Origin of the sequence: Devosia sp. MC521 (assembly GCF_014127105.1) — a bacterium.
Taxonomy (GTDB): domain Bacteria; phylum Pseudomonadota; class Alphaproteobacteria; order Rhizobiales; family Devosiaceae; genus Devosia.
In genome coordinates this window covers 1,876,003-1,900,723 of record NZ_CP059902.1, presented here as the reverse complement: position 1 = coordinate 1,900,723, position 24,721 = coordinate 1,876,003, and the positions used below count along the sequence as shown (strand labels likewise).

18 protein-coding genes and 1 pseudogene are annotated in these 24,721 nt (G+C 57.8%); 5 read left to right on the top strand and 14 right to left on the bottom strand.

Going from position 1 to position 24,721, the window contains the following annotated elements; all coding sequences use genetic code 11:
* Positions 1–29: 29 nt before the first annotated feature.
* The 7 genes from H4N61_RS09025 to H4N61_RS08995 all read right to left on the bottom strand — a co-directional run bounded on the left by H4N61_RS09025 (position 30) and on the right by H4N61_RS08995 (position 7,570).
* Positions 30–1,574 (bottom strand): IS66 family transposase, encoded by a 1,545-nt coding sequence (locus H4N61_RS09025; RefSeq protein ID WP_116655200.1) that lies wholly within the window; start codon positions 1,572–1,574, stop codon positions 30–32.
* A gap of 70 nt (positions 1,575–1,644) precedes the next feature.
* A complete protein-coding gene (tnpB, locus tag H4N61_RS09020; protein WP_116655199.1) occupies positions 1,645–1,998 on the bottom strand; it encodes an IS66 family insertion sequence element accessory protein TnpB in 354 nt (117 codons plus the stop codon).
* The gene (locus H4N61_RS09015; protein ID WP_116655198.1) at positions 1,995–2,384 is read right to left on the bottom strand and encodes a transposase; all 390 of its coding nucleotides are present in this window, start codon (positions 2,382–2,384) and stop codon (positions 1,995–1,997) included. The genes tnpB and H4N61_RS09015 overlap by 4 nt, the downstream gene beginning before the upstream one ends.
* Positions 2,385–3,108: 724 nt before the next feature.
* Positions 3,109–3,789, bottom strand: a complete 681-nt coding sequence (locus H4N61_RS09010) for a DUF1236 domain-containing protein (RefSeq protein ID WP_169193726.1) — start codon at positions 3,787–3,789, stop codon at positions 3,109–3,111.
* 261 nt (positions 3,790–4,050) lie between these two features.
* Positions 4,051–4,752 (bottom strand): VIT family protein, encoded by a 702-nt coding sequence (locus H4N61_RS09005; RefSeq protein WP_169193727.1) that lies wholly within the window; start codon positions 4,750–4,752, stop codon positions 4,051–4,053.
* Positions 4,753–4,761: 9 nt separating this feature from the next.
* Positions 4,762–6,636 (bottom strand): heavy metal translocating P-type ATPase, encoded by a 1,875-nt coding sequence (locus H4N61_RS09000; protein WP_182393812.1) that lies wholly within the window; start codon positions 6,634–6,636, stop codon positions 4,762–4,764.
* A 181-nt stretch (positions 6,637–6,817) separates the two neighbouring features.
* Positions 6,818–7,570, bottom strand: a complete 753-nt coding sequence (locus H4N61_RS08995; RefSeq protein ID WP_169193729.1) for a glucose 1-dehydrogenase — start codon at positions 7,568–7,570, stop codon at positions 6,818–6,820.
* A gap of 1,328 nt (positions 7,571–8,898) precedes the next feature.
* Between H4N61_RS08995 and H4N61_RS08990 the strand changes: the two genes are divergently transcribed.
* The 3 genes from H4N61_RS08990 to proX all read left to right on the top strand — a co-directional run bounded on the left by H4N61_RS08990 (position 8,899) and on the right by proX (position 12,203).
* The gene (locus H4N61_RS08990; RefSeq protein ID WP_182393811.1) at positions 8,899–10,155 is read left to right on the top strand and encodes a glycine betaine/L-proline ABC transporter ATP-binding protein; all 1,257 of its coding nucleotides are present in this window, start codon (positions 8,899–8,901) and stop codon (positions 10,153–10,155) included.
* A complete protein-coding gene (locus tag H4N61_RS08985) occupies positions 10,152–11,081 on the top strand; it encodes a proline/glycine betaine ABC transporter permease (protein WP_182395870.1) in 930 nt (309 codons plus the stop codon). Before H4N61_RS08990 ends, H4N61_RS08985 begins: the two co-directional genes overlap by 4 nt.
* A 93-nt stretch (positions 11,082–11,174) precedes the next feature.
* Entirely contained in the window at positions 11,175–12,203 is a 1,029-nt protein-coding gene (proX, locus tag H4N61_RS08980; RefSeq protein ID WP_182395868.1) for a glycine betaine/L-proline ABC transporter substrate-binding protein ProX, read from the top strand.
* Between the two features lie 1,067 nt (positions 12,204–13,270).
* Here the strand turns inward: proX and H4N61_RS08975 are convergent.
* Positions 13,271–14,908, bottom strand: a complete 1,638-nt coding sequence (locus H4N61_RS08975) for a penicillin-binding protein 2 (protein ID WP_248305845.1) — start codon at positions 14,906–14,908, stop codon at positions 13,271–13,273.
* 207 nt (positions 14,909–15,115) lie between these two features.
* Between H4N61_RS08975 and H4N61_RS08970 the strand changes: the two genes are divergently transcribed.
* On the top strand, positions 15,116–15,553 hold the full coding sequence (locus tag H4N61_RS08970) for a MarR family transcriptional regulator (RefSeq protein ID WP_248305846.1): 438 nt from the start codon (positions 15,116–15,118) through the stop codon (positions 15,551–15,553).
* A gap of 31 nt (positions 15,554–15,584) precedes the next feature.
* Here H4N61_RS08970 and H4N61_RS08965 read toward each other — a convergent pair whose 3' ends face one another.
* Positions 15,585–16,601, bottom strand: coding sequence for a sensor histidine kinase (locus H4N61_RS08965; RefSeq protein ID WP_182395866.1), 1,017 nt, complete (start codon positions 16,599–16,601; stop codon positions 15,585–15,587).
* A gap of 239 nt (positions 16,602–16,840) precedes the next feature.
* Complete coding sequence (locus tag H4N61_RS08960; RefSeq protein WP_169194163.1) at positions 16,841–20,188, bottom strand: response regulator; 3,348 nt, start codon at positions 20,186–20,188, stop codon at positions 16,841–16,843.
* A gap of 548 nt (positions 20,189–20,736) precedes the next feature.
* Here H4N61_RS08960 and H4N61_RS08955 point away from each other — a divergent pair.
* On the top strand, positions 20,737–21,099 hold the full coding sequence (locus H4N61_RS08955; protein ID WP_182395865.1) for a response regulator: 363 nt from the start codon (positions 20,737–20,739) through the stop codon (positions 21,097–21,099).
* 624 nt (positions 21,100–21,723) lie between these two features.
* On the opposite strand, the pseudogene ugpC reads toward H4N61_RS08955, so the two are convergent.
* The 4 genes and pseudogenes from ugpC to H4N61_RS08930 form a co-directional block, all read right to left on the bottom strand.
* Positions 21,724–22,802: pseudogene (gene ugpC / locus H4N61_RS08945) on the bottom strand (sn-glycerol-3-phosphate ABC transporter ATP-binding protein UgpC).
* Between the two features lie 12 nt (positions 22,803–22,814).
* Positions 22,815–23,585, bottom strand: a complete 771-nt coding sequence (locus H4N61_RS08940) for a carbohydrate ABC transporter permease (RefSeq protein ID WP_182395863.1) — start codon at positions 23,583–23,585, stop codon at positions 22,815–22,817.
* Positions 23,586–23,826: 241 nt separating this feature from the next.
* Complete coding sequence (locus tag H4N61_RS08935; protein ID WP_182395861.1) at positions 23,827–24,039, bottom strand: hypothetical protein; 213 nt, start codon at positions 24,037–24,039, stop codon at positions 23,827–23,829.
* A 65-nt stretch (positions 24,040–24,104) separates the two neighbouring features.
* Entirely contained in the window at positions 24,105–24,719 is a 615-nt protein-coding gene (locus H4N61_RS08930; RefSeq protein ID WP_182395859.1) for a hypothetical protein, read from the bottom strand.
* Between the last annotated feature and the right edge of the window lie 2 nt (positions 24,720–24,721).

The window sequence follows — 24,721 nt, the reverse complement described above, 5'->3', positions numbered from 1 at the left end:
TTCTGACTATGCCGCCAGAGCCAACAGCGTCAATCACCCACGATGGCAGGATAGTTCCACGGGAGCAGTTCGTTAATGCGGCTCTGCCTATGTCTGGTGACGATGGCGTGGAGTGTCGCGGCCAGCCAGGCGTTGGGATCGACGCTGTTGAGCTTGCAGGTTTCGATCAGCGAGGCGATGACGGCCCAGTTCTCAGCACCGGTATCATGACCGGCAAAGAGCGCGTTCTTCCGATTCAGTGCGATGGGACGGATGGTCCGCTCGACAGCATTGTTGTCGAGCTCAATGCGCCCATCGGTCAGGAACAACTCGAGCCCAGCCCAGTATTTGGCGATATAGCTCAATGCTTCCCCGAGCGGCGCTTTTGGCGAGACGCGCCTGCGATGGTGATCATGCCAATCTTTTATCCGCGCCAGGGCTGGAGCTGACCGCTCCCGGCGCACGGCGAGGCGGTCATCCGGGCCCCGGCCTCGGATATCGGCCTCAATGGCGTAGAGTTCGCGGATGAGCCGCACCCCCTCTTGGGCGATCGGCGCAGGACCAGTGCGGGTGATATCAATCAGCTTGCGGCGCGCATGGGCCCAGCAATAGGCGAGCTGGATACCCGCGCCGACACGGCTGGGCGAGACCAGCCGGTTGTAGCCGGCATAGCCATCCACCTGCAGGATGCCGCCGAAGCCCTGCAATATCTGTTCGGCATGAAGACCACCTCGGCCAGGGGCATAGGTGAAGGCAACACCGGGTGGTGCGGTGCCATTCCAGGGACGCTCGTCTCTGGCCAGGGCCCAGAAGTATCCGGTTTTGGTCTTTCTGGCTCCAGGATCAAGCACCGGAGCGCGGGTTTCGTCCATGAACAGCTTTGAGGACCGTTTGAGGTCCGCCAGCAGGGCGTCATAGACCGGACGCAGCTCGAAGGCGGCCCGACCGACCCAATCGGCCAGTGTTGAGCGGTCCAGATCAATACCCTGGCGGCTGTAAATCTGCGCTTGGCGATAGAGCGGAAGGTGGTCGGCGTATTTGCTGACCAGAACATGGGCGACCATGGCCTCAGTTGGGAGCCCGCCAGGGATTAGTCGAACGGGCGCCGGCGCCTGCACCACACCGTCCGTGCAGGATCGGCAGGCATATTTGGGGCGACGGGTCACGATCACCCGGAACTGGGCCGGGATCACATCGAGCTTCTCGGAGACGTCCTCGCCAATGCAGTGCAGACCGCCGCCGCAGCCACAGATCAGGCTATCGGGCTCAATGATCTCCTCGATCCGCGGCAGGTGCTTGGGGAGCGAACCACGATTGGTGCTGCGCGGTTTGGCCGACCGCCGGGCCGCGCGATCCTCTGCATCTTCCTCGGCGTGGACTGCCGCGATGGCTGTTTCCAGATCCTCCAGCGCCAGCTCGAACTGGTCCGGATCGCTCTTTTCCGACCTGCGCCCGAAGGCCGCTTGCCTGAACGCTGCGACCAGCTTTTCCAGCTGTGCGATCCGCTCATCCTTGCGCTGATTGCGCGCCTCCGCCGCGACGAGCATCGCCTTGAGGGCGGTAACATCGTCGGGAAGTTCGGCGGTCTCGAGCATGACCAGAACCCTAGCAGATCAGGCGCCGGCATGCCCGCAAAAAGACAAGCCCTGAGTCATCCTGCCGCAGTCATTCCACGGCTTCTGGAGCCCTGGCTGCAACGGCCCGAACCCGCCGCCAGTCGAGTCCGGAGAACAGGGCCTCGAACTGCGCGTGGCTGAGTGTCATCAGTCCGTCCTTAACCGCAGGCCAAGTGAAGCTGTGCTCTTCCAGTCGCTTGTAGGCCATAACCAGTCCGGTGCCATCCCAGTAGAGCAGCTTCAATCGGTCGGTCTTTTTGGCACGGAACACAAAGACCGTTCCCGTGAACGGGTCCTTGTGCAGCTCGTTCTTCACCAAAGCGGCCAGGCTGTCGTGGCCTTTGCGGAAGTCGATGGGTTTGGTCGCCACCACGATCCGCACCCGGTTCGAAGGAAAGATCATGAGGTCGCCATCAGGGCGTGTACAACCGAGGCAATCCGGCTCGCCGGAGCACCCGGCTCCAAGCGGATGGACACCGCCCCCAACACAATCTCTGGCCCAGCCGACGCCGACGGCTCCTCGGCCGTCACCTCCTCAACCGGAGCGACCATTAGACTCGCAAACTCAACAGGGCCTTCCGGAGCCGGCAGCACCAGCTTCCCATTCCGGGCGAGGGTCCGCCACGACGACAGATGGTTGGCCTTCAGCCCATGTCGCTGCGCAACTTGACCGACAGTCGCCCCTGGCCGAAGCGTTTCGGCGACAATCCGCGCCTTCACCTCATCGGGCCATTGCCGGTTGCGACGCCGTCCCGCGCTGTTTGTGAGAAGCTCCATTGGAGCGTCCATGGAGAAACTCCCGCACTGACATCAATCAGTGCGCAATCTCATGGCCGACACCAGCATGGAAGGTGGAGGTAGGACACCGCTTACGAACAGAGTGGGAGCGGCATGAGGTCGAAATGTATGCCGTCCTTCGTCAGGCCATGGACGAGGAGGTCAAGAACTTAAGCCGGGCGTTTCCGGGCCAGTTTATAGTTGCTTGAAAGGCGGACACCGGTTGCGACCTGCGTTTGGTTTCAGGTCGCTGCGCGGAAAGGTTCCGCCAAAGTCCCCGCTCGGTATGGTGGAGTCAGGGATGCAAGTGACGGCGACATCCACAATGCTGCTGTAGCGTGCGGCGTCGACGAAGTCATAGAGCGGCTGCCTAGTTGGTATCGCCGTCCAAAAGCGGCCAGTCCGCAACCCACCCCACTAGAGACATTTGGTGATATTTAAAGAACTGCAGCTTCTAGAAGAGCTGTAGAACGTGCTGAGCGGCCGAAATCAGGCGCTTACCTGACAAACAGGGGGGATCAGTTAATGACCGCATTCGCGACGCTCAAGATGTGGATGTGGCCACTAAAACAGACACATCAAGCAAGTGCGCTATTTTGACTAAACGCCACGTTTTCGGCGGCTGAGGATGTCGGCAACGGCCAGTAATGAAATAACTGAGCTGCGCCCTTTTCTTGTAGCTCGGGCCAGCTGGGCTAAAAGCGATTGGCCGGCCCGAAGGCCGACCTAGACCGGTTTAGCGCACCACGTAAACGATGCGGCGGGAGCCTGGGTCGACCAGCGCTGCCTGACCATTGATATAAACATACTGGTAGTTGTAGTCGGGAATTGCCTGAAGCGTCACCGTGTCCGGAAGGCCGGCACCAACCACCACTTCGCCGTCGAGATAGACCGGATCGAGCGGATTGGATGTGACGTAGGTGCGGGCCACTTCCGGCGGATCAATAACAGTACCGGCGGTCGCGCCGCCTGTGGCACCAATCACTCCGCCAATCGCGGCGCCGACGGGACCCCCGATCAGAGCGCCGGCCACGGCGCCGCCGACGGTTCCGGCAACTGCGCCGCCTGCTGCAGCGTCGCTGGCTTCGTAGGTGACCGTCGCCACGCCGACATCCGGATAGCGATCAGTGAGCACAATGGCCTGACCGGAAAGGTCGGCGCTCAAATAATCCGAATAGGACCAGCCCACAACCCCGTCATAATTAACGCGGCACCATTTGCTCCCCTGCAGGCACCCCTCAACCATAGTTGAACCGCCGGCCACAATGAAGCCGACCGAAGGGAAATGGGGTCCCGGGCCCGAGCGGATGTTGAGTTCGGTGGTCGCAGTGGCCGTGGTGCTCTGAGCTAGGGCGGTACCGGAGAAGCCGGCGGAAGCCACCGCGGCAAAGGCGATAAGAACAATCTGTTTTTTCATGGAAAGTCTCCTTGGACTGGCCACTCAATGAGTGCCACGGCGGAACGATCCGAATATAGACTAAGGTTATGCTTCAGCGGTGTAGGCTCTGAGACAACACTTCCCGCCCTATGTTGGGCCTATTGATATGGCGACTCTTATTACGAAGTTTGGAGGACACCCTTGAGAGTGTCCCAAAATATTCATGCCGCATGAGCTTGTATCTCGCACAACAGAACGCTGTTTCGACAGAGACGGTTGATTGCGCTTCCATCCAGCCCGTTAGGCAGCGCTAACCCCGAAAATTAACCCCACGCCGGCGGTAACGGCCATAGCCAATGCGCCCCAGAATGTGACGCGTATGGCAGGCTTCACGATCCCGGCGCCGCCTGCCGATGCGCCCATTGCACCGAGGGTCATCAGGGCTACGATGGTGCTGGCCGCCACTGTGAGCGGGATTTGGGTGGCGGGGGAAAGCCAAACCACGATGAGCGGAATGACTGCGCCGACTGCGAAGGTGAGCGCCGAGACAAGCGCGGCCTGCACTGGGTGGGCAGTGACTGTTTCGGAAATTCCCAGTTCGTCGCGGGCATGTGCCGCAAGCGCATCACGCTCGGTCAGCTGAACAGCCACTTTGCGGGCGAGCTCCTCGTCGAGACCGCGACTGACATAGATCTGCGTCAGCTCGTCGAGTTCGTGGTTGGGCATGGATGCCAATTCAGTCCTCTCGCGGGCGAGGTCGGCCTGTTCGGCATCGGTTTGGGAACTGACCGACACATATTCTCCTGCCGCCATGGACATGGCGCCTGCAGCCAGACCGGCAAGGCCGGCAATGAGGATTTCCGGACGACCGGACCCGGCGGCTGCCACGCCGACGACCAAGCTGGCGGTGGAGACGAGTCCATCATTGGCGCCCAGAACGGCAGCGCGGAGCCAGCCGATACGGTGCACCATGTGGACCTCGGAATGCGAAAGGCGGCTCATCAGGTGCTCCTAGGATGTGGCGGCTGTGTTGGTAGCAGAAGGCATGAGAGGCTTAATGCGCAAAGCGCGTAAGGCATTGAGTATGACTGCCACGTCTATCGCCTCTTGCAACAGAGCACCTTGTACCGGCGTAAGGTAGCCGAATGCTGCGGCCACCATGCCGAGGACCGAGAGGCTGATGCCCGCCGCGACGCTCTGAAGAGCTATCCGCCGGGCACCCTGCGCAATCTCGATGCCGGGGAGCAGACGGTCAAGATGATCAACAAGGAGGACCACATCGGCCGCTTCGGAAGAAGCAGCTGCGCCGCGCGCACCCATGGCGACACCGACATCGGAGGCAGCCAGCGCGGGCGCATCGTTGACGCCATCGCCCACCATCATCACTGGTGGATGCCTTTCCCGTTCGACTTGGACCAGCCGCACTTTCATGTTCGGTGTCAGATCGGCGTGGACGGCGTCTAGGTCGAGTCCAGCGGTAATTTGCTGGGCCACTGCATGCCGGTCTCCGGTGGCGAGCATAATCCGGTTGATACCGAGACTCCGTAACCCTGCAAGTAGATGTGGAGTGCCGGAGCGCAAGGCGTCTGCCATTACAAGGCGACCGGCTAGCTTGCCATCGATTGCCACCGAAACGAGGGCCGCGCCGACGCCGAGGATGCTCTCTTCAGGGGCAACGGCGCCGATCCGCGCTGCGACGAAGCTCACCCCGCCTGCCACTACCGTGCGACCGCCTACGGTGCCGGAAAGCCCCTCTCCGGGGACTTCAACGACTTGGTCTGGAACCGTCAACTCAACCCCGCGTTCGCGGGCCGAAGTCACGATGGCTCTGGCCATAGGATGCTTGGAGGCCTGCTCGAGTGAGGCTGCTAGGAACAAGAGTTCCCCCTGAGTAAAGTCTCCATGAGTTTCGAGCGAAACTATCTGCGGACGGCCATCGGTGAGGGTCCCGGTCTTATCGAGCACCAATGTCCGAATGCTGGCAAGGGCCTCTAGCGGCCGTGCGCCCTTGATCAACACGCCAAACTGCGCGGCGCGCGACAGCCCGGCGACCAGAGCAACTGGGACAGCTAAAATAAGAGGGCAGGGGGTGGCGACGACAAGCACGGCCACTGCACGGATGGGGTCGCCAGTGAACCACCACGCAGATGTGGCCAGAACAACTGTGATCAAAAGGAAAAGCAGCGAGTAGTGGTCTGCAAGTCGCGCCATAGGCGCCTTTGAAGTATGTGCGGCCTCTACCAGCCGCACTATGCCGGCATAGGTACTGTCCGAAGCGCGCCGCGAGACAAGAAGATTAAAAGCCTCGCCGGCATTGGTCGATCCGCTCATCACATCCTGGCCGCGGCTGAGCCGCACCGGCATGGATTCACCGGTCAGGGCCGACTGGTCCAGCACGGCGCCATCACTTGCAATGGCGCCGTCGGCGGGTGCAACGTCGCCCTGGCGGATCAGTAGGAGGTCCCCCGGCTCGATAGCATCGAGCGGCACATCTTCAAGTCTGCCATTCGCGTGCCTTGTAGCAGTGCGTGGCACGCGCGAGAGCAATTGGCTCATCTCGCGACGGGCACGGCCTTCAGCAAAACTTTCGAGGAAGGTCCCGCCCGAATACATCAGCGCTACCACGGCAGCCGCCAGCGTCTCGCCAAAGAACAGGGCGGCGGACATAGAGAGGGCGGCGACGATATCGAGACCCACCTCACCCTTGAGAAGGCTGCGGGAGATCTCCACCAAAAGGGCGGCAAGCACGGGAACGACGCCCGCGGTCCAGACTATCCTCGCGAGTTCGTTATTGCCAGCCAGCATCAGAACCACGCCCGCAGCAAGCCCGACCAATGCCACTGTCAGAAGCGCTACATTCAATCGGCTTTGCAGTGATAATTGCATTGGACGTCTTGTCCCCGGCCTGACTTCCGCGGAGTGACGGCAGCCTTTGGAATTTTATCTAACCCTGAACCGGCTTACGAAATCAATATCGCTGAAGGTCGACGCTGGCGTTGCCGGGATTCTGTCGTCTTTGGAGGGGGCAGCCCGAAACACATAGCATGCGGGCTGCAGGTATTGATGGCTAGACAGTGGTGTAGCCGCCGTCGACCAAGTAGTAGCCGCCGGTCATGAAGGAGGCGTCATCCGAGAGCAGGAAGCGGACGAGCTTGGCGACCTCGTCGGGCCTGCCCAACCGACCGAGCGGATGGCGGGCGATCAGCGCGCTGCGGAACTCGTCCGGCAGGTTGGCGAGCAGCGGCGTGTTGATATAGGCGGGGCCAACGCTGTTGATGCGCAGGCCCTGCGGACCATACTCAGCAGCTGCGTTCTTGGTTAGCCCCACGACGCCATGCTTGGCGGCGGTATAGGCAGAGTTGTTGATAGCCGCGACCGCGCCATGGATCGACGCCATGTTGACGATGGCGCTTTCGGTCGCGCCGGCCTGCAGCATGGCCGGAATCTGATAGCGCATGCCGTAGAGGACGCCATTGAGGTTGATGTCGATAACGCGCTGCCAGTCGGTAATGTCGATTTCCCCCGAGGGTGCGGCCTTACCGCCAATGCCGGCATTGTTCACGGCATAGTTCAGCTTGCCGTAGGTTTTGACGGCGAAGGCGACAGCAGCTTCGTTCTGTTCAGGTGAAGCACTATCCATGATAAAGGACGCGGCCTCGTTTCCGCTGGCTTTGATCTCGCCTACAACGCGTTCCGCCGAACCCTTATTGATGTCGGTGACGACAATCCGCGCGCCGAGCGAGGCGAGTTCCTTTGCTATCGCTTCGCCGATGCCCGAACCAGCCCCGGTAACCAAGGCAACTTTACGCTCAAAAGACATATCCCGCTCCTTGATGGCGTGCCATGTCACCGAATATGGGCAAGGAAAGGGGGGCTAGCAAGGCCAGCTAGGTAAACGCTTTCAGCGGTATATCGAACGACAAAAGGTTTAATTCCTGCGTCGACAATCTTGGACGGGCGTCGATCAGGTCAGAATTACGCACATCGGTGATCTCGCGATTAAGGACATGATTAATAGAAAATCGGCACGTACGACCTGGAAGGTTTGGGGCACCGCGATACGACTTTTCTTTCTATTGGGTGTATCCTGTTGGTTTGCGTGGTCGAGTGTCCAGCGGTCTAGGGGGAAGTGGCCAAAGGCGAACTGGCCATCATTGCTGCCCCGCTACAGGTGAACGAAGGGCTGCCTAGATCCCATCAAAATTTCGACGCCGAACAGCTGCCTCGCTAAATGGCCATAGATGATCGAACGACCGAATTGGGGCCTGCTTCAGTTAGTCGTGGCCTTCGACCAGGCAGAGCCTCAGGTGTCCGCTTTTGGGATGGTAACGCGTGCGTCTCGACGGCGGAAACGAGGGCGCATAGCTGTCGCCCAACCTAATGACAGCTTTCAGCAAGTCTTTGACTGAAGGTCCGAAATGGTGGCTTGAGTTGTCAACGCCATTGACGACATCAGAACTGGGTCAACACATCATCGATGCCGCGATGTGATGCCAATTTGCGCGCGCCATGAGGACGGCTGTTCCATCGGGCTATCGGCCCTGAGAGCTGATTTTCTCGAGCATCGTAGACCCAGAACGAACTCTTTGCGGCTACGAATGCCCTTCGCCACGACCGTAGCTACGGTTTCGATGTGAGGCGTTTGCTTGGCAGGATGGTCGCCAGCGCCCCGAGGGTTGCTTCGAGGCGAATATTGAGCGGTTCCACCCCGTGCTTTCTGCTTCGTAATGGGATCTTCGACTTCGGGGGCGTGCGCACCTGATTATGAGGTGGCTGCTGCCATGTCCGGCGGTGGTCTGGTTCAAATTCACTCCGGCGACGAACTTTTTTTGACCAGAACTGCCTGCCTTTGGTGATGGGAGGGGGGGGCGTGAAGTCTCAGTATAACTAGCGGTTTCCTTGTATTTTGTCAGAAGTTTTGGCGTGGTTGTGGTTTCTTGGAACGGTGTCAAGGATAAATTTTGGCAGTTTTATGGTTGATGTGACAACTGTGCTGGCCTACCATGTGCACAAACAAGCGACAGAGTTTAGAACTTCTCTCTGAAAGGACCATCCTTTCGGGGTGAATATATTTTGTATTTGAGAAGTTCGTAAGAATATTGGGGTAGTGCTTATCTGTATTCTTGCTGTGTTAGAATACGAGGTCTTATGAATATCAAGTTGAGGGTCGAAAAGGTCTTCAAAATCTTCGGTAGCCGACCGAATGAAGCGCTCAATCTTTTGAAGCGTGGTGAAAGCAAAGAAGCCATCTTTCAGGCGACGGGGCAGACGATTGGCGTTCAGGACGCCAGCTTCGACGTCCTAGAGGGCCAGATCTTCGTGATCATGGGGCTCTCAGGTTCGGGTAAGTCGACGATGGTGCGGATGCTCAATGGGCTAATCCGGCCAACGAGCGGCAAGATACTCATTGACGGTGATGATGTTGCATCGTGTTCAGCCGCTAAGCTGCGCGACATCAGACGCAACAAGATTACCATGGTGTTCCAGCACTTCGCGCTGTTTCCGCACCGCACAATTCTTGAAAACGCAGCGTTTGGCCTGAAGGTGAAGGGTGTGCCTCAGAGTGAACGGCAGGCGCAGGCGATGGCGGCGCTGGAGCAAGTTGGGTTAGCGTCGTGGGCCAACAGCAAGCCGGCTGATTTGTCTGGCGGCATGCAGCAGCGCGTCGGGCTGGCACGCGGACTTGCGACCAACCCCGAAATATTGCTCATGGACGAACCGTTCGGCGCACTCGATCCGCTGATCCGCCGAGAAATGCAGGACGAGTTGTTGGCGCTGCAGAGCGCGCTGAAAAAGACAATCATCTTCATTACCCACGATCTCAACGAAGCGCTGCTGCTGGGCGACAAAATTGCGATCATGAAAGATGGTCGGGTCGTTCAGATCGGTACGGCGCAGGACATCGTCTCCAACCCAGCTGATGACTACGTCGCTGCGTTTGTTGCCGATATTGATCGCGGCAGGGTATTCACCGCCGAGACGGTGGCGAGCGTCCCCTCGGTTATGCAGCTCGACACAGATACGGCGGGAGACGCTGTTAGGCGTATGGAAGATGAGAACCTCAATGCGGTTTACGTTATGGACGGGGAGGACCTTGCCGGGCTCGTTACCTATCAGCAGGCGGCAGTCGCAGACCGAGACAGTGGCGATGACGACGTAAAACTCGCCGATGTGATGGTCACGGACTACCCAACGACAGATCGCGACACGCAGCTCTCGGCGCTCTATGGCGCGGCCAGTGCTGGCCTGCCGATTGCAATTACCGACGACGACAATCGCTTGCTTGGCGTAGTCGAGCCTGAGGCCGTGTTCGCACAGATCTCTGCTGATCAGGTTGAGGCAGAAACGCCCGAAGCGGCCCAGGCCGAAGCGCAGATGGGCACCCAAGAAGGAGGCGCTCGATGAGCCCATCCGATTTTATGATTATACCGTTCGATGAATGGGTGAACGGCTTTGTTCGCGGCTGGCTGGTCCCAAATTTCCGTCCGTTTTTCCGCGCCCTACAGGTGCCGATCTCACAAGTGCTGAATGCACTCGACGCCTTTTTGGCCTTTGTGCCGATGCTCGCGACGACGCTGGTTTTTGCCGTTCTGGCGCTCAAATTCGCAGGGCGTGGCATGGCTATATTCACGGTGCTGGGATTCGTCTTTATCGACATGATCGGGCTGTGGGGGCAGACTATGACGACGCTCGCGATGATTATCACATCGGTGCTGTTCTGCGCTCTAATCGGTATTCCGCTGGGTATTCTGGCCGCGCGCAACGATATGACGTGGAAGGTCTTACGACCTTCGCTGGATGTCATGCAAACCATCCCGAGTTTCGTCTATCTGGTGCCCATCGTTATGCTGTTTGGGGTGGGCATGGCGCCTGGGATTATCGCCACCGTGATCTTCGCGCTGCCGCCAATCGTGCGTTTGACCAATCTGGGCATCCGCAACGTGCGCGGCGACCTGATCGAAGCCTCTGATGCGTTTGGGGCAACTTCGCTGCAGACATTGGTCGAAGTGCAGTTGCCTCTGGCAATGCGCACCATCATGGCCGGTCTCAACCAGACGCTGATGCTCGCCTTGTCGATGGTCGTCATCGCTGCACTGATCGGTGCGGGCGGGCTTGGCCTGGTGGTGAACACCGGCCTGGGACGTCTTGATGTTGGGCAGGCGACAGCGGGTGGCGTTGGTATTGTCATTCTCGCCATCGTGCTCGACCGGATCACTCAAGGGTTCGGCGCGCAGAGCAATGTGCCAGCCATCTCTCTTCGCCAAACTCTGTTTTCTATGTTCCGGCCACGCGCAATAGCGCCGATGCCCACGGACAGAAAAGCGGCCTAAGACCAACGGCCGCCCCCTGGGGACCATAACCCCTTTCGCCTCCGCTCGATCGGCGGATCCACGAAAAGCAAAGCAAAGGAGACAAAAACAGTGATGTTCCGTCTCAAGACAATTCCTTCCCTAGCCATGCTCATGCTTGTAACCACCAGCCTCAGCGCTCCCGCGCTGTCTCAAGAGCAGCAGCCGGGGAAAGACACAGAAGTCATTATGGCTCAGCCGACCTGGGACACGGGCTGGTTCTATACCGAGATCTACCGCCAACTTCTGAGCGAGCTTGGATATTCTGTCAGCTCTGTTTTGACCCTCGATAACCCCGCGTTCTACCAGTCTGTTGGCTATGGCGACGTTACGCTTTGGGTCGACGGGTGGTTCCCCATCCACAACCCATACAAGGACGCAATTGAGGGTACAGCCGAGATCATCGGGTCGGTCGTTAGCGGAGGCGCTATCGAAGGCTATCTTGTCGACAAGGCTAGTGCCGAAGCCCTGAGCATCACCTCACTTGACGATTTCAAGCGCGACGATGTGAAAGCTGCATTTGACCGTGACGGGGATGGCAAGGCTGATCTGGTCGCGTGTCCACCCGGTTGGGGATGCGAGCTGGTTATTGAGCACCACATGAATTCTTATGAGCTCAATGACCACGTCAATCTGATCAAGGCAGGCTATCCTGCGGCAATGGCCGACGCTGTTGCTTCGTATGAATCCGGCAGCCCAATCCTGTTCTACACTTGGACCCCGAACTGGACCGTCAACGAGCTCGTTCCTGGTGAAGACGTTGTGTGGATCAACGTTCCGGAAGTGAACCTTCCTGACAATTTGGCTGAGCTCACCGACGCGGCGATCCGCGACGGCGTTGAGGGATGTGTCAGTGATCCCTGCGTGCTTGGCTTCCCGGCCAACAGCATTGATGCTGTCGTCAATAAGGCGTTCCTTGATGACAACCCAGCGGTACGCTCTCTGCTCGAAAACGGCGAGATTCCTATCGCTGACGTCTATGCACAAAATGCGGCGATGAACGCTGGTGACGACGACGTCGTAGGGCAGGCGGCCGCGTGGATTTCTGAAAACCGCGAATTGGTCGATACTTGGCTGACTGCCGCGCGCGCAGCTGCACAATAAGCGATCCGCCGGAGCCGGGCTTTAAGTTCGGCTCCGGCGTACTAGCTTGAGGTTTGTGGGCACCCGGCCCCTAGAGAATGACGGCACACCGCACGGCATAGTATGCGGGCCAGCGAACATCATGACGCCGTTCAACTTGAGATTGATGAATGCTGCTGGAAATAGCGCGGTGAACTCTGCTGTCTCGGGACATGGCGGATGCCTCATTCTCAATACGGCACGCATTAACCAGATACCCAGCAGACTTTGGTCAGTTTTTGGGGAAGTGCAGATCGAGAGAGTTAAGTCATTTTCCGCATGCAGGGGAAAGTTGCTCCGTGGGTGACATCGGAGGCGGAAAATATTGCTCTAGACTGTCACATGGGTCAAATGTTTGCGAGATGTTCTTCGTTGATCGTGGTTTTACCACGGGTCTGCTGAGTGCTGGAAGGAAAGCCTTGGCGACGACGGAACTGCCTTATCCGCCCTGTATTTTCGCAATCACATTGGAAGGGTCCTGCCGGGGCTGAAGTGCTGCAGGTACTCTACAGAGCTTGCGCAGTTAATACTGGATTGGAGGGCGTTGACGTCATTGCACGCAATCCGCTCGACAACCAGGCGCTCACGCGCAGTCTCGCAGTGAAGGTCTTGAGACGGTCATTCCACCGAGGGGAGAAAGCCATGGTGATGGCGTGTTGCAGGCGCAGTGGTGCGTTCTTGTCGGGTGTCGACCGCAGGTCGCACGGATATCCGCGAGATGTAGCGGTACTGCCGTGAAGTCGCTAAAAATACTCTGGCTTACTCAGCAATTTGGAAGGCAGAGTCGAATTCGATATTCAGGACCTGCCTACTTGGTTCAGGGGTAAGAAAGACTACCGCCTTAACGCATTGACGGAAAAGAATATTGTGATACCGGCGTATTCCAAGATGGCCGCGCCGGTGCAACGGTCGTTATGGGACGAACAAGGTGTTCCGTCCGGATTGAGGGGACACTAAGGCGCGACATCTGCCACGACTAATACTTAGTCCTGTGAAGAGCCTTCGCGCCTTCTAAATGTCCAAACAATGTTGGAAAGCAGATAAGCCGCTTATCGCTCTAAGAGGGCCGCGGGCACATTTGTCCACTCGGATGGGACTATGCCTAACATGGGAGCAATCCTTTGAAGGACTCGGCCAGTGACATCGCCGGCATTGTAGGCGGCTGTGCGACCACTTCCGGGCTGCTCGCGCTTTGGTTCGTCGATCATGATGAGCATGGCATATCGAGGCGCATCAAGGGGAAAGGCAGATGAGAAAAACGTGGTAACTTTCTCGCTTGAATATCGGCCAGCTACTACTTTTTCGGCGGTGCCTGTTTTACCGCCCAAGCGATACCCTTCGGCAAGATTGTTTGCCCGACGCGCTGAGCCATCAAGTGCATTCAGGCGCAGCAAGTAGCGCATTTGAAGGCTCGTATGAGCTTTGATGACGCGCTTCATCTCGCTCGTGTTATCGCCCGCATTAGCGATCAATGTTGGCGTTGGCAGGTGGCCCCCGTTCACTAAAGCTGCTGTTGCCGTGAGCATTTGAAGTGGCGTGACGCTCAAGCCGTGACCGAAGGAGACGGTTGCCGCTGTAACGGCCGAAAATGCCTTAGGCACGACCGGGGCGGTGACTTCTGGCAGTTCGATGACAGGGGGGACATCCATGCCGATGCGGGTCAGGAACTCCCGAAAATTCTCCGCTCCTAGGCGCTCTGCAATCCGTACCGTGCCGATGTTGGATGAATGCACTAACACTTCCGGCACCGTCAGGTGGCGGTATTTTCCATAGTAGTCGGAAATGGAATGTCGGCCGAACCGCACGGGGGTTCGAGCATCAACTTGGTCGTGCAAGGTAACGGCACCGGCATCGAGAGCCGCAGCGATCGTGAGGGGCTTGAAAATGGAGGCGGGTTCGAATTTGGCCGCAGTGATCCGGTTAAATCGCCCTGATTCAAGCATTTGCGAGGGATGGTTAGGGTCGAAGTCGGGGAGTGACACGAGGGCGATTATCTCACCGCTTTGGACATCTATGAGTGCCCCCGCACCGGCGATCGCTTGATACCGGATCAGGGCGTCCGCGAGCTGATTGTGCAGAATGTTCTGAACCCGCATGTCTAGCGATAACGATACGGGCTCTAGGGTCGCCGCACGAGCCAGCCCAAGCTCTTGCAGGAGGACGACGTCTCGAGATCGGTCGATATAGTGCTCGATGCCCGCAATGCCGATGTTGTCTATGTTCGCCGCGCCCATCACGTGAGCCGCTTGTCGGTACGCGGGGTAAAAGCGTTTGGTCTCGGTGACAAAATCGAGGCCAGGTATTCCAAGACGCATTAAGTCGGTCTGGATTTTTGGCGTAAGTTCACGGGCGATCCATGCAAACCCGCTATCGCCGCTCAATCGTTTTCGCAACCACGCTAACTCGAGCTGGGGGAGCACTGTGTGGACCGCTTGTGCGGCTTCTTCGACATCCACAATACGGCGCGGTTCTGCAAACAAGGAGGGGACGAGAATATCAATGGCCATGATGATGCCATTGCGATCGTAGACGACCGGCCGCGACGCCAGAGCGGCGTTCAGTGCGCTGCCCCGCGCCTGACTATTCACCTCAGCCGCGCCCAGTGACCACAGCCGGAGCGCGATCACGAGAAAACCGAGGACTATTGCCAAGACGAGCAGTTGGATACGCCAGCGTGTAACAGCCAAAGTTTGTGCTCGTTGACCGACGATAGAAACGGGGTCAGCCGTTTCATGGGCCGGGATTTGGGCAGGTTTTACTCTTGGCGGCAATTGCATGGGAGGTCCAATGCGATCAAGATGATAAAGGCGAACGTCTCGGCCATAGAGGTTACGCTCTTGCGCTATTAGTAAGCGTACTGATTATCAGTATGCGTGTCAATTTTGGAGAGGTTTTTGTCGGTCACGAGTTACCCGGGGCAGCTGGCCCGTCGCTTCAACCAAATCTCCACCGCGTTGATCGACGCGGAATTTCGGCGTGTGGGATTGGATATGACGCCGGTTCAATATTCCGCGCTGGGTGCCATTGGTGATCAGCCAACAATTGACCAAGCGACATTGGCCGTACTTATCTCTTACGACCGAACGACAATTGGCGGCGTCGTTGATCGCTTGGTCGATAAGGGCTTCGTGTCACGACAAACCAACGCGCAGGACCGGCGGGCCAAAGTGTTGACTTTGACCGAGCAGGGCGAGGCTGCTTTGTCGGTTGCGCATCGCGCAGTAGCCAACGCGCAGGACCAGCTCGTACGCGGGCTCGACGCTCAGGAGCGCGACGAACTCAAACGCCTACTAGAGAAAGCCGTGCTCGCCGCCACTGAGCAGCGTAAGTAGCCGCATAGAAGCGAGTTCAGTCCGCACCTTTTTAACTGGTGCTGGGACGGGCAGGGGCGCTTAGAGAGAAAATCACCCCGTCTGGTGCAAATTCCAAATGAGACGTGCCATCGAAATTGGCTCCGACGATCTCGATCAGCCGCGATCCGAACCCTTGGGAGGACGGGGGCACGACGAGCGGGCCGCCGATTTCACGCCAAAAAATATCGATGCGGTTGTCGTCGAAACTCCAGTTTAAGTTGACCTGTCCGACCTCGTTGGATAGGGCCCCGTACTTGATGGAGTTGGTCGCAAGCTCGTGTAGGGCAAGCGATAGGGCTAGGGCGCGCCTGGCGCTGAGAGCAAAGGCTTCACCCGAGATTTTAATGCGTCGATCATGCGTCTGGTGCGGTGATATGGACGAGAGAACCACCGGCAAGATGTCAGCGCCGTTGAGGATTTCGTCGCCCAGAAGATCCTGCGCGCGCGCAAAGGCGAGCAGACGGCCGTCAATTGCCTTTTCCGCTTCTTGCGTGGATATCGATCGGCGCAGTGTCTGAGAGATCATAGATTGCACAATCGAGACGAAATTCTTCATCCTGTGTGCGAGTTCGCGATTAATCGTTTGCTGGCTCTCACGCTCAGCGCGCTTGTCTGTGATGTCTGTAAAGAGGATCGCGACTTCGAAATCCACTGGATTTCCAACGCGATGGGCTTCAACTTCAAACCATCTGTTTCCTAAGGGCGCGGCCTGTAGCTCGAAACGAGCAGGTGTACCGGTCAAGGCGACACGGCCATAGGTGTCGAACCATGCCCGCTCCAGATCTGGAGCAAAGTCAGAGACCCAACGACCGACGGTGCCGTAGAGCCCCGTGTGGCGCTCGTAAGCTGAGTTACCGTCTAGGATGAAATAGTCGACAGCGCGCAGATTGTCGTCGAACTTCATCTTGGCGATGCAGATCCCCACATCGACATTGTCGATTAGCGTGCGATAGCGGTTTTCGAGCCTGCTCATCCGCGAAGACAGATCAGCGAAATCTCGGGCTCTGCTGTCTTCGTTATGCGCCATCACATTGCGTTACCGTATTAATACCATGAGCTATTTATGACTGACCTCTGGGCCGATCGTCCAGTGCGCACCAAGCTAAAAAACCTCGAAATCTACGCTTGGACGCAATGAGTTACCTTTGTAAGGGGCGCGGTCTGAGCGTGCTCTCTTCTCGCGCCCACGGTCGGTCTTTGCCTAGTTCGCGGGCAGTTTAACTGGGACCAAGTTTGCGCTTCCCGTCTGTGGTATGACACCCCGTCCTAGCGTTCAGATTGAGAAGGAAGCGCAAGCAGGGCTTTGGCGATATCTGTCGCACTGTAAGGCTTGAGAAGAATACTGACATTATCGATTGTGCGGGCTGCGGCCACATCGCCTGACGCGATCAAAACGGGCAGGTTTGGCCGCTGTTCGCGGTAGGCTGTGACGAGGTCAGTGCCATGCATATCGGGCAGGCCCAAATCGGTCATGAGCAAATCGATATCCCTGCCAATCAGGCCGAGAGCCTGTCTTCCGGTTGCGGCGCTCAGCACCACATGGCCCAGACTTTCAAGCATATCAGCAGTGTTCAGCTGGATAAGAGGATCATCTTCCACCAGCAAGATATTGAGCGAGACGCTAGTGACAGAAGTGGGTCGATCCGCCTGCTCGGAATTGAGTGCCTGTGCGGCTGCGTTACGTTGTTGCTGATTGACCAGAACATGGCGAATTTTCCGCGCGAGGTTTTCGCGGGAATACGGCTTTGGGAGAAGTTCAACGCCAGCGTCTAATCTGCCACCGTGTACGATGGCATTCTCGGTGTAACCCGAGGTGAAGAGGACAGCGAGGTGCGGTAGTCGTTCGACCGCCTTACGAGCAAGCTCTGGGCTGCGCAGTGGCCCTGGCATGACCACGTCGGTGAACAAAAGATCGATCGGAACGCCGCTCTCAATAACTGTTAGAGCGCTGGCTGCGTCTCTGGCGCGAAGCGTACGATAGCCAAGGTCGGTCAGCAGGACGACCGTCGTTTCTCTGACCTCATCATCATCTTCCACGACGAGGACTGTTTCAGTCCCTCCTTGCACGGGTGCGTCCCGCAGGTCGAGCAAGATATCCTCAGTGGCTTGAGTGCGCGGCAGGTAGATTTTAACGGTCGTTCCGTGGCCGAGCTCACTGTAAATTTTGACGTGACCATTGGATTGCTTAACAAGGCCATAGACCATGGAAAGTCCAAGGCCTGTGCCTTTGCCTTCGGGTTTTGTCGAGAAGAAGGGCTCGAAAACTTTCTCCAGCATATCTTCCGGTATGCCGGTTCCGGTATCTGTAACTGCAATCAACACGTATTGCCCGGGCTCAGCGTCGTTTGCGCGGGCATAGGTTTCATCGAGGGCCGCATTGCTCGCCTCAACGGTGAGGCGTCCTCGGCCGTTCATCGCATCGCGAGCGTTAATCGCTAGGTTGAGGACGGCATTTTCGATTTGGTTCGGGTCGATCATGGTATTCCAAAGACCGCCCGAAACGACTGTTTCAAGCTCGATTTCTTCACCCAGCGTCCGCCGTAGCATGTCGTCCATTCCCTTGAGGAACCGACCAACGTTGACCACTCGCGGCTCAAGCGGCTGTCTGCGGCCAAAGGCGAGAAGCTGACTGGCGAGTTTTGAACCGCGGGTGACCCCCGCAAGCGCGTTTTGGACGCGACTTTCGGCGCGACTGTTTCCAGCAACATCTTTGTTCAGGAGCTGTAAATTGCCGCTGATCACCTGCAGGAGGTTGTTGAAATCATGAGCAACGCCGCCGGTCAGTTGGCCCAAGGCCTCCATTTTCTGGGAGCGGCGGAGCTGCTCTTCAAGTATTTTGCGGGAAGTAACGTCGCGACCTGCACCATAGAATTGATCGCCCTCGGGAACGCAGGACCACGAATACCAGAGGTATTTTCCATCGCTGCTGCGCAAACGCCAATCGAGATCCTTGATCGTACGTCCTTCTGAAAGAGCTTTCGTTTGGTCTCGTACACTCATCAAGTCGTCAGGATGGAAAATGTCATAGAACGACATCCGGGTGAGCTCGTCCTGAGTGTAGCCAAGGGCTGCCGACCAAGCGGGATTGACGTTCCGAATGGCGTAATCAAAGCCGCAGACAATGAATAGATCCTCGCTCACCCGCCACGTCATGTCGCGCTCGTGCGTTCGAGCCGTGACGAGATCAGCCAAATTATCGTTGATTTGCCGGAGGCTTTCCTCGGCACGCTTTTGGTCTGTGACGTCGTGGCCTTCGGCAAAGATGCCGGTCACCGCGCCTTTCTCGTCAAAAATTGGCTGATAGACCAGGTTAACAAACCTCTCCTCAGGCAGAGATCTGCTATCACGATAAATGGTGACGGCCATCTCTCGGCCAACGAAAGGCGTAGCCGTGTTGTAGACTTCGTCCAACAACTCGAAATAGCCTTGGCCTTCGACGTCGGGCAGTGCTTCCCGGATGGTCATGCCAACCAAGTCTCGTTGTCCCACCAATTCGCTATAGGCGTGGTTGGCAAACTCGAACGTATGTTCCGGTCCGCTCAAAATGCACATAAAACTCGGTGCGTTCTGAAACAGCGCGCGAAGTCGGTCTCGCTCGCCAGTACGCTTGTCAATTTCCGTCGCGAGGCGAAGATTGGCGCGCTCCAAAACTTCGGCTGCGTCTTGACGCATACGGAGCGCATCGGACAGCGCGCGGCTTCTGCGTCGCTCAGATTCATAGGCGTCAGCGCCGGCGAGGCCCGCTGCCACTTGGCCCGCAATAAGATTGAGGAAACCTGCATAGTCTTCGTCGAAAGGGCGAAGCGGATTCAGCGCGACCAGGATCACCCCAAGGTTGGCCTCCGCACCTTGGCCAACCAGTGGCACCGCAATAACTTCGCGCGCAGCTCGGTCCCATGCGCCAGTGGGCAGGGTGGCGCTTAGCGACTGCACATCCTGCGGCGTCCTGACGTCGAGGGAGACAATCTCACAGAGCGCTGCGGGGAATTCGTCTTCCGCGATCCCAGTCGTAAATGCGAGTTCCGGCGTACCGTCATTAAAGAGATAGGCGAGCGTGAAGGGGAGGTCGTGCGCGTTGGTGCCTATGACTTCATGGGCAGCACTCAGCACAGAACGCGCATCGGTCGCTCCCGCGAGGCGCAGGGAGAGATTGCGGAGCGTTTCCATCCTGCGTTCGGAAATGACCTGGAGTGTATCCTCCGTCACGGCACACAGAAGGCCTTCGGTTTTGCCGCTCTCTCCCAGAATTGGGCTGTAAGAGAAGGTATGATAGGTCTCTTCTGGCTCGCCCGAGCGCTCTAAAATGAGGAGCAGCGCCCGGTCCCAGGTTGCTTGGCCGGTGTCGTAAACTTGACGTATGCGGGGCTCCACGTCGTCCCAAATCTCCGCCCATAATTTTGCCGTGGGTTGCGCTAGGGAATTGGGATGCTTGATACCCAGTGTCGGCCGATAGGCGTCGTTATAAAAAAACGAGACGTCCGGTCCCCAACCGAGCCACATCTCAAAGCGCGACGTTAGCAGGATACCCAATGCCACTCTGAGCGAAATTGGCCATGATGCAGGCGCGCCTAAAGCGGACTGGCTCCAGTCTGTCGCCCGCATGAGCTTGGCCATCTCGCTGTTACCCGGGAAAACACTTTCTAGCGCGTTTGCTGGCGTCGGCACTCAGATACTCCCGGCATATGTCGTCTTCTTATTTGTTCAGTGCGTTAGTCCACCAAGTCTCTATGAATCGTCGGGCGGCACCGAATGCCGCCCTGCAACTAAACAAACACTTAGCTGAACCACCGTTCCGATGCTTCCTCATGAGGCAACGCCACAGCACGCGCTGGGGTGTTCTCCATCGGTGTCAGTTTAATACTCTGATTTCCTCAGAAGCGTTCCTAAAAAAGCTTCATTGACTTGTGTTAATATTCAAGCGGAAGATGTTTGAACGATATCGCCAATATTGACGTGAAATGGCCCGCGATCAGGCTGCATTGGGACAAAGCGCAGTTGCCAGTAGGGCCCAGGGAATGTCTTGCAAGGTGGCCGGACTTAGGCGGACACAAGGTCGTCCCGATTATCTCGTCAGAATAAACTTTGATCGAAGTGGAGAAACACACGTCCAAGCAACAGCTCTTTTCGTTCCGCGTTAGCGCTCATGAACGGGAGACTGAAGTATGAATGAAAACAATGCATTTGGCGGACGACGTGTGTTGGTCGTTGAGGACGACGTCCTCCTTGTCGCCGACTTAATTGATCAGCTCCAAGCGCTGGGCGCAGACGTAGTCGGACCCGTTTTGAGCGTCGAAGACGCGCTAGCGCACACGAACGACATAGCTGCTGCGGTTCTTGATGTGAGTGTCGGCGGGGAAATGATTTTCCCCGTTGCAGAAGAGCTGGACCGCCATCGGATCCCTTATCTATTCACGACGGGTTATAGAGACGCGGATCTGCCAGAGCCCCTCACAGCACCGGTTTTCACCAAGCCGATCCACGTGGCTGGCGTTATCTTTCAGTTGCAAATGGCGCTGGTACGGTAGGAGAAAGTGCGGTCTACAGGCAAACGTCGTGCGCCCGAGTATTTGGCGCTTGGGTCGCTCGCGAAAACTCTCGTTCACCGCTTCATCGACCTCGTCCCAGCCCTCGACCCCGTGGTTGGCCGAGACAGGCGCGGCATTCCTTACTTGAACGGCCGCATCCCTGGGCCCCGGTTTGACGCCCTTAGGCCTAGCGGCGGCGGCGTCTTTAACTGCGTCACCTTGTTGTCTGTTACTATGGTTGGCATGCTGCACAGTGCCATCCGAAGTAATGGAGCTTTGGGCCAGAACTGCCCCTACCTTTTAAGCGCTATCCTGAGGCACAAGTGCTGATGCCGGACAGGAGGTCTCGGGTGTGTACTTATGCTTGGTAATATGCGCGGCGACGACATTTGAAGCGCACGCAACGAGTCTAGCGCTTATGAGAGCAGAGCGCCCGTCCTTTGTGCGGCTAACTCCGCCCGACCGTGCCGTTTTTTAGATGATGACACTAACCGATGTCGACGTGCCTCTGAGCGGGTGGCTCCGTCAAGTTGTTGCCGCGACGGCAAACGGTTAATCTTCCCATCGGAGCATAGCGGAAAGCCACCCAAGCATTGTGTGCACTTGGGCGGCTTTCTCGTGTCGTTAATTCACGCGACGCTGGTCTGCGTCGAATAGATGGGCATTGCTTGGATCAAACGCCAGGGTGATCGGCGCGCCAACGGCGTGACCCGATTGGCCCGGGAGCACAGCGGTGATCTCGGTGCCGCCAGAGAGTTTAACGCGCACAACGGTTTCGTTGCCGAGCTGCTCGATGAGCTGAACGATGCCCTTGAGTGGGCCGTTCGGATCGGCAACGAGCGCATGTGGGCGAATGCCTAGCGTGACGGTATCGTTGCTCTTGAGGGTGGTAGAGCCGTCCAAGGCAAACCGACACTGGCGTATCGCCTAGTGCAAGCGTAGCGACACCAGCATCGATTGCGGCAATCTTGCCCTCGACCAGGTTCATATTTGGCGCGCCGATGAAGCCCGCGACGAAAAGGTTGGCTGGTTTGTTGTAAAGCTCGAGCGGCGAGCCGACCTGCTGAACCACGCCACCATCCAACACCACAATCTTGTCGGCCAAGGTCATCGCCTCAACCTGATCATGGGTCACATAGATCATGGTTGCGTTGAGGTCTTTGTGCAGACGCGCCAGCTCCATGCGCATGTCGCCGCGCAGGGCCGCGTCTAGATTGGACAAAGGCTCGTCAAAGAGGAACACATCAGGCTTGCGCACAATGGCGCGGCCGATGGCGACGCGCTGGCGCTGACCACCCGAAAGCTGTGCAGGCTTACGCTCGAGCAGATGTTCCATCTGCAGGACCTTTGCCGCTTCCCGGATTTTCGCGTCGCGGACGTCCTTGGGCGTGCCCCGCCAGCTTCAAGCCGAAACCGACGTTGTCATAAACGCTCATATGCGGGTAGAGCGCGTAGGACTGGAACACCATGGCAACGCCGCGGTCGCGCGGCTCCACGTCGTTCACCACGCGATCACCAATGGCAATAGTGCCATCGGTAATGTCTTCAAGTCCTGCGATCATGCGCAATAGGGTGGACTTGCCGCAGCCCGAAGGGCCGACGAAGACGACAAACTCACCATGCGAAATATCGAGGTCAACGCCCTTGATTACCGGGACATCGCCGTAATTCTTATGGACGGAACGGATGGTCAAGCCAGCCATGAGTGCTCTCCTTTAGCCCTTCACCGCGCCCTGCATCAGGGCAGCAACGAATTGACGTTGGAATATGAGGAAGATGAGGATGGTCGGCGTCAGGATCAGCAGTGCGCCTGCGCAAAGCAGCGGAACGTCCGTGCCCCACTGGCCTTGGAAGGCGCCGAGTGCACCGGCCATGGAGCGCTGCATTGGGTCCTGAACCAAGACCACAGGCAGCAAGAACTGGTTCCAGGTCCAGAGGAACAGCAGAATGGTCAGCGACATGATCGCCGGACGCGCCAACGGCACCTGCACATGCCAGAATTCTTTCCAGCGGGTCGCACCATCAAGCTGTGCGGCTTCCGTCAAATCGTTTGGCACGTTGAGGAAGTGCGCGCGCATCCAATAAACGCCAAAGGGCATATAAAGACCAATGAGCGGCAGAATGATTGCAAAGCGCGTGTTGAGCAGGCCCAAGGCCCGAATTTCGTAGTAGAGTGGGGTGATCACCGCCTCAAACGGCAGGGTGAGCCCGAAAACGAAGATCAGGTAGAGCCACTTGTAACGATTGGTCGTGAGCTTGGCCAAGCCATAGCCAGCCATGGTGGCGAGCAGCACCGAAATCGGAACCACGCCGAGCACAATCAGAACGCTCGAAAGCAGCAGCTGGTCCATTTTGGCGACTTCGAAAGCGCGCACAAAATTGCCCCACTGCGGTTCGGCCGGCCATTGCAGGCCATTGGGATAAGTTCCCTGCGGCGCAAGGGCCGCAGAGAGCATGGACAGGAACGGCAGCAGGGTCACGATCATCAGAAGGATGATCAGCCCGCGTGCCAGCAAACTATTTGGACGCGAATCTCGCCAGGTAAGCGACGCGGCCTTAGCCGAGATAGGTCGCAGGGCCGCCGCGGTCAGCTCCGCTCTCTTGGCGCTGGAGGCGACAGCAACCGCGTTGATAGACGGCCAGAAGTTTCTGGATGCTGAGGTTACGGCTCAAAGAAACCTAAGCGGTGCACAACAAAGCAACACGCGTCGACTGGCAATTGGTCAGTCACTCGACGAACTCGCTATTTCGGTCGGCATTCACCGGCTGGCCGACGAAACGGTAGAGGTATTCGCAGAGCGGCTCGATGCGGCGTTCGACCAGGAGCGAAACAGGTTGGAGGTGCGAGTCAGAAATCGCGTGGCTGCCGAGGATTTGATCAGCGCCATCAAGCTTGCAGTGGAACATGCCTCCAAGGTAGAGCGGGACATCAACGACCACAAAAGTCACTGGGAGCGGAAAGGGCGTGCCCTTGATCGGGCACAGAACTTGCGAAGCCAGGCGGTTCAGATACGGAACACCGTCGATACCGTGCGTTCCAACATCATTCGACGCGAATTCAACGAGCGCCTGAACCGTCTTTGGCGCGACCTGTTTGCCTCCGCAGCGATCCGAAGCTCCAGCACCTCCGGGTGTCGGGGGTCGTCCGATACCCTCATCTCGATGACCGATGGCGGGATGATATCGGGCAGCTCCCCCTTCAGGATCAGCGCCGCGAATGCGTGCATGAAACTGAGGACGCCGATCTCGTTACGAAGGTCGATCCCGCCCGACCCTCGGGACGAAAGGCAGTGTACCAGGGGTACCCACCCATCCGACGGAGATCCTTCCGGTTCCTCCAAGATCCAGGTGGGGCGAAGTTCCGCCGCGAATGCCGGGTCGCGCATGGCGATATTCTCGAAGACATCCCTGTCAACGTTACCGACGAGCAATTGGCGAGCATCGTTTTCGTCGAGAACCGAACGCCGTGCCATCACCGCGAGAATGGCGAAATCGTCGTAGGTGGATGCCTCCCGATCGCGGTTCAGGAACGAGAGGAATTCCAGATAAAGCCGAGTTTCCGGCATACGGAGGCGATCGTCGAACTGGGTCGCTATCCGGGACCGGGTCACCGCCAACATCA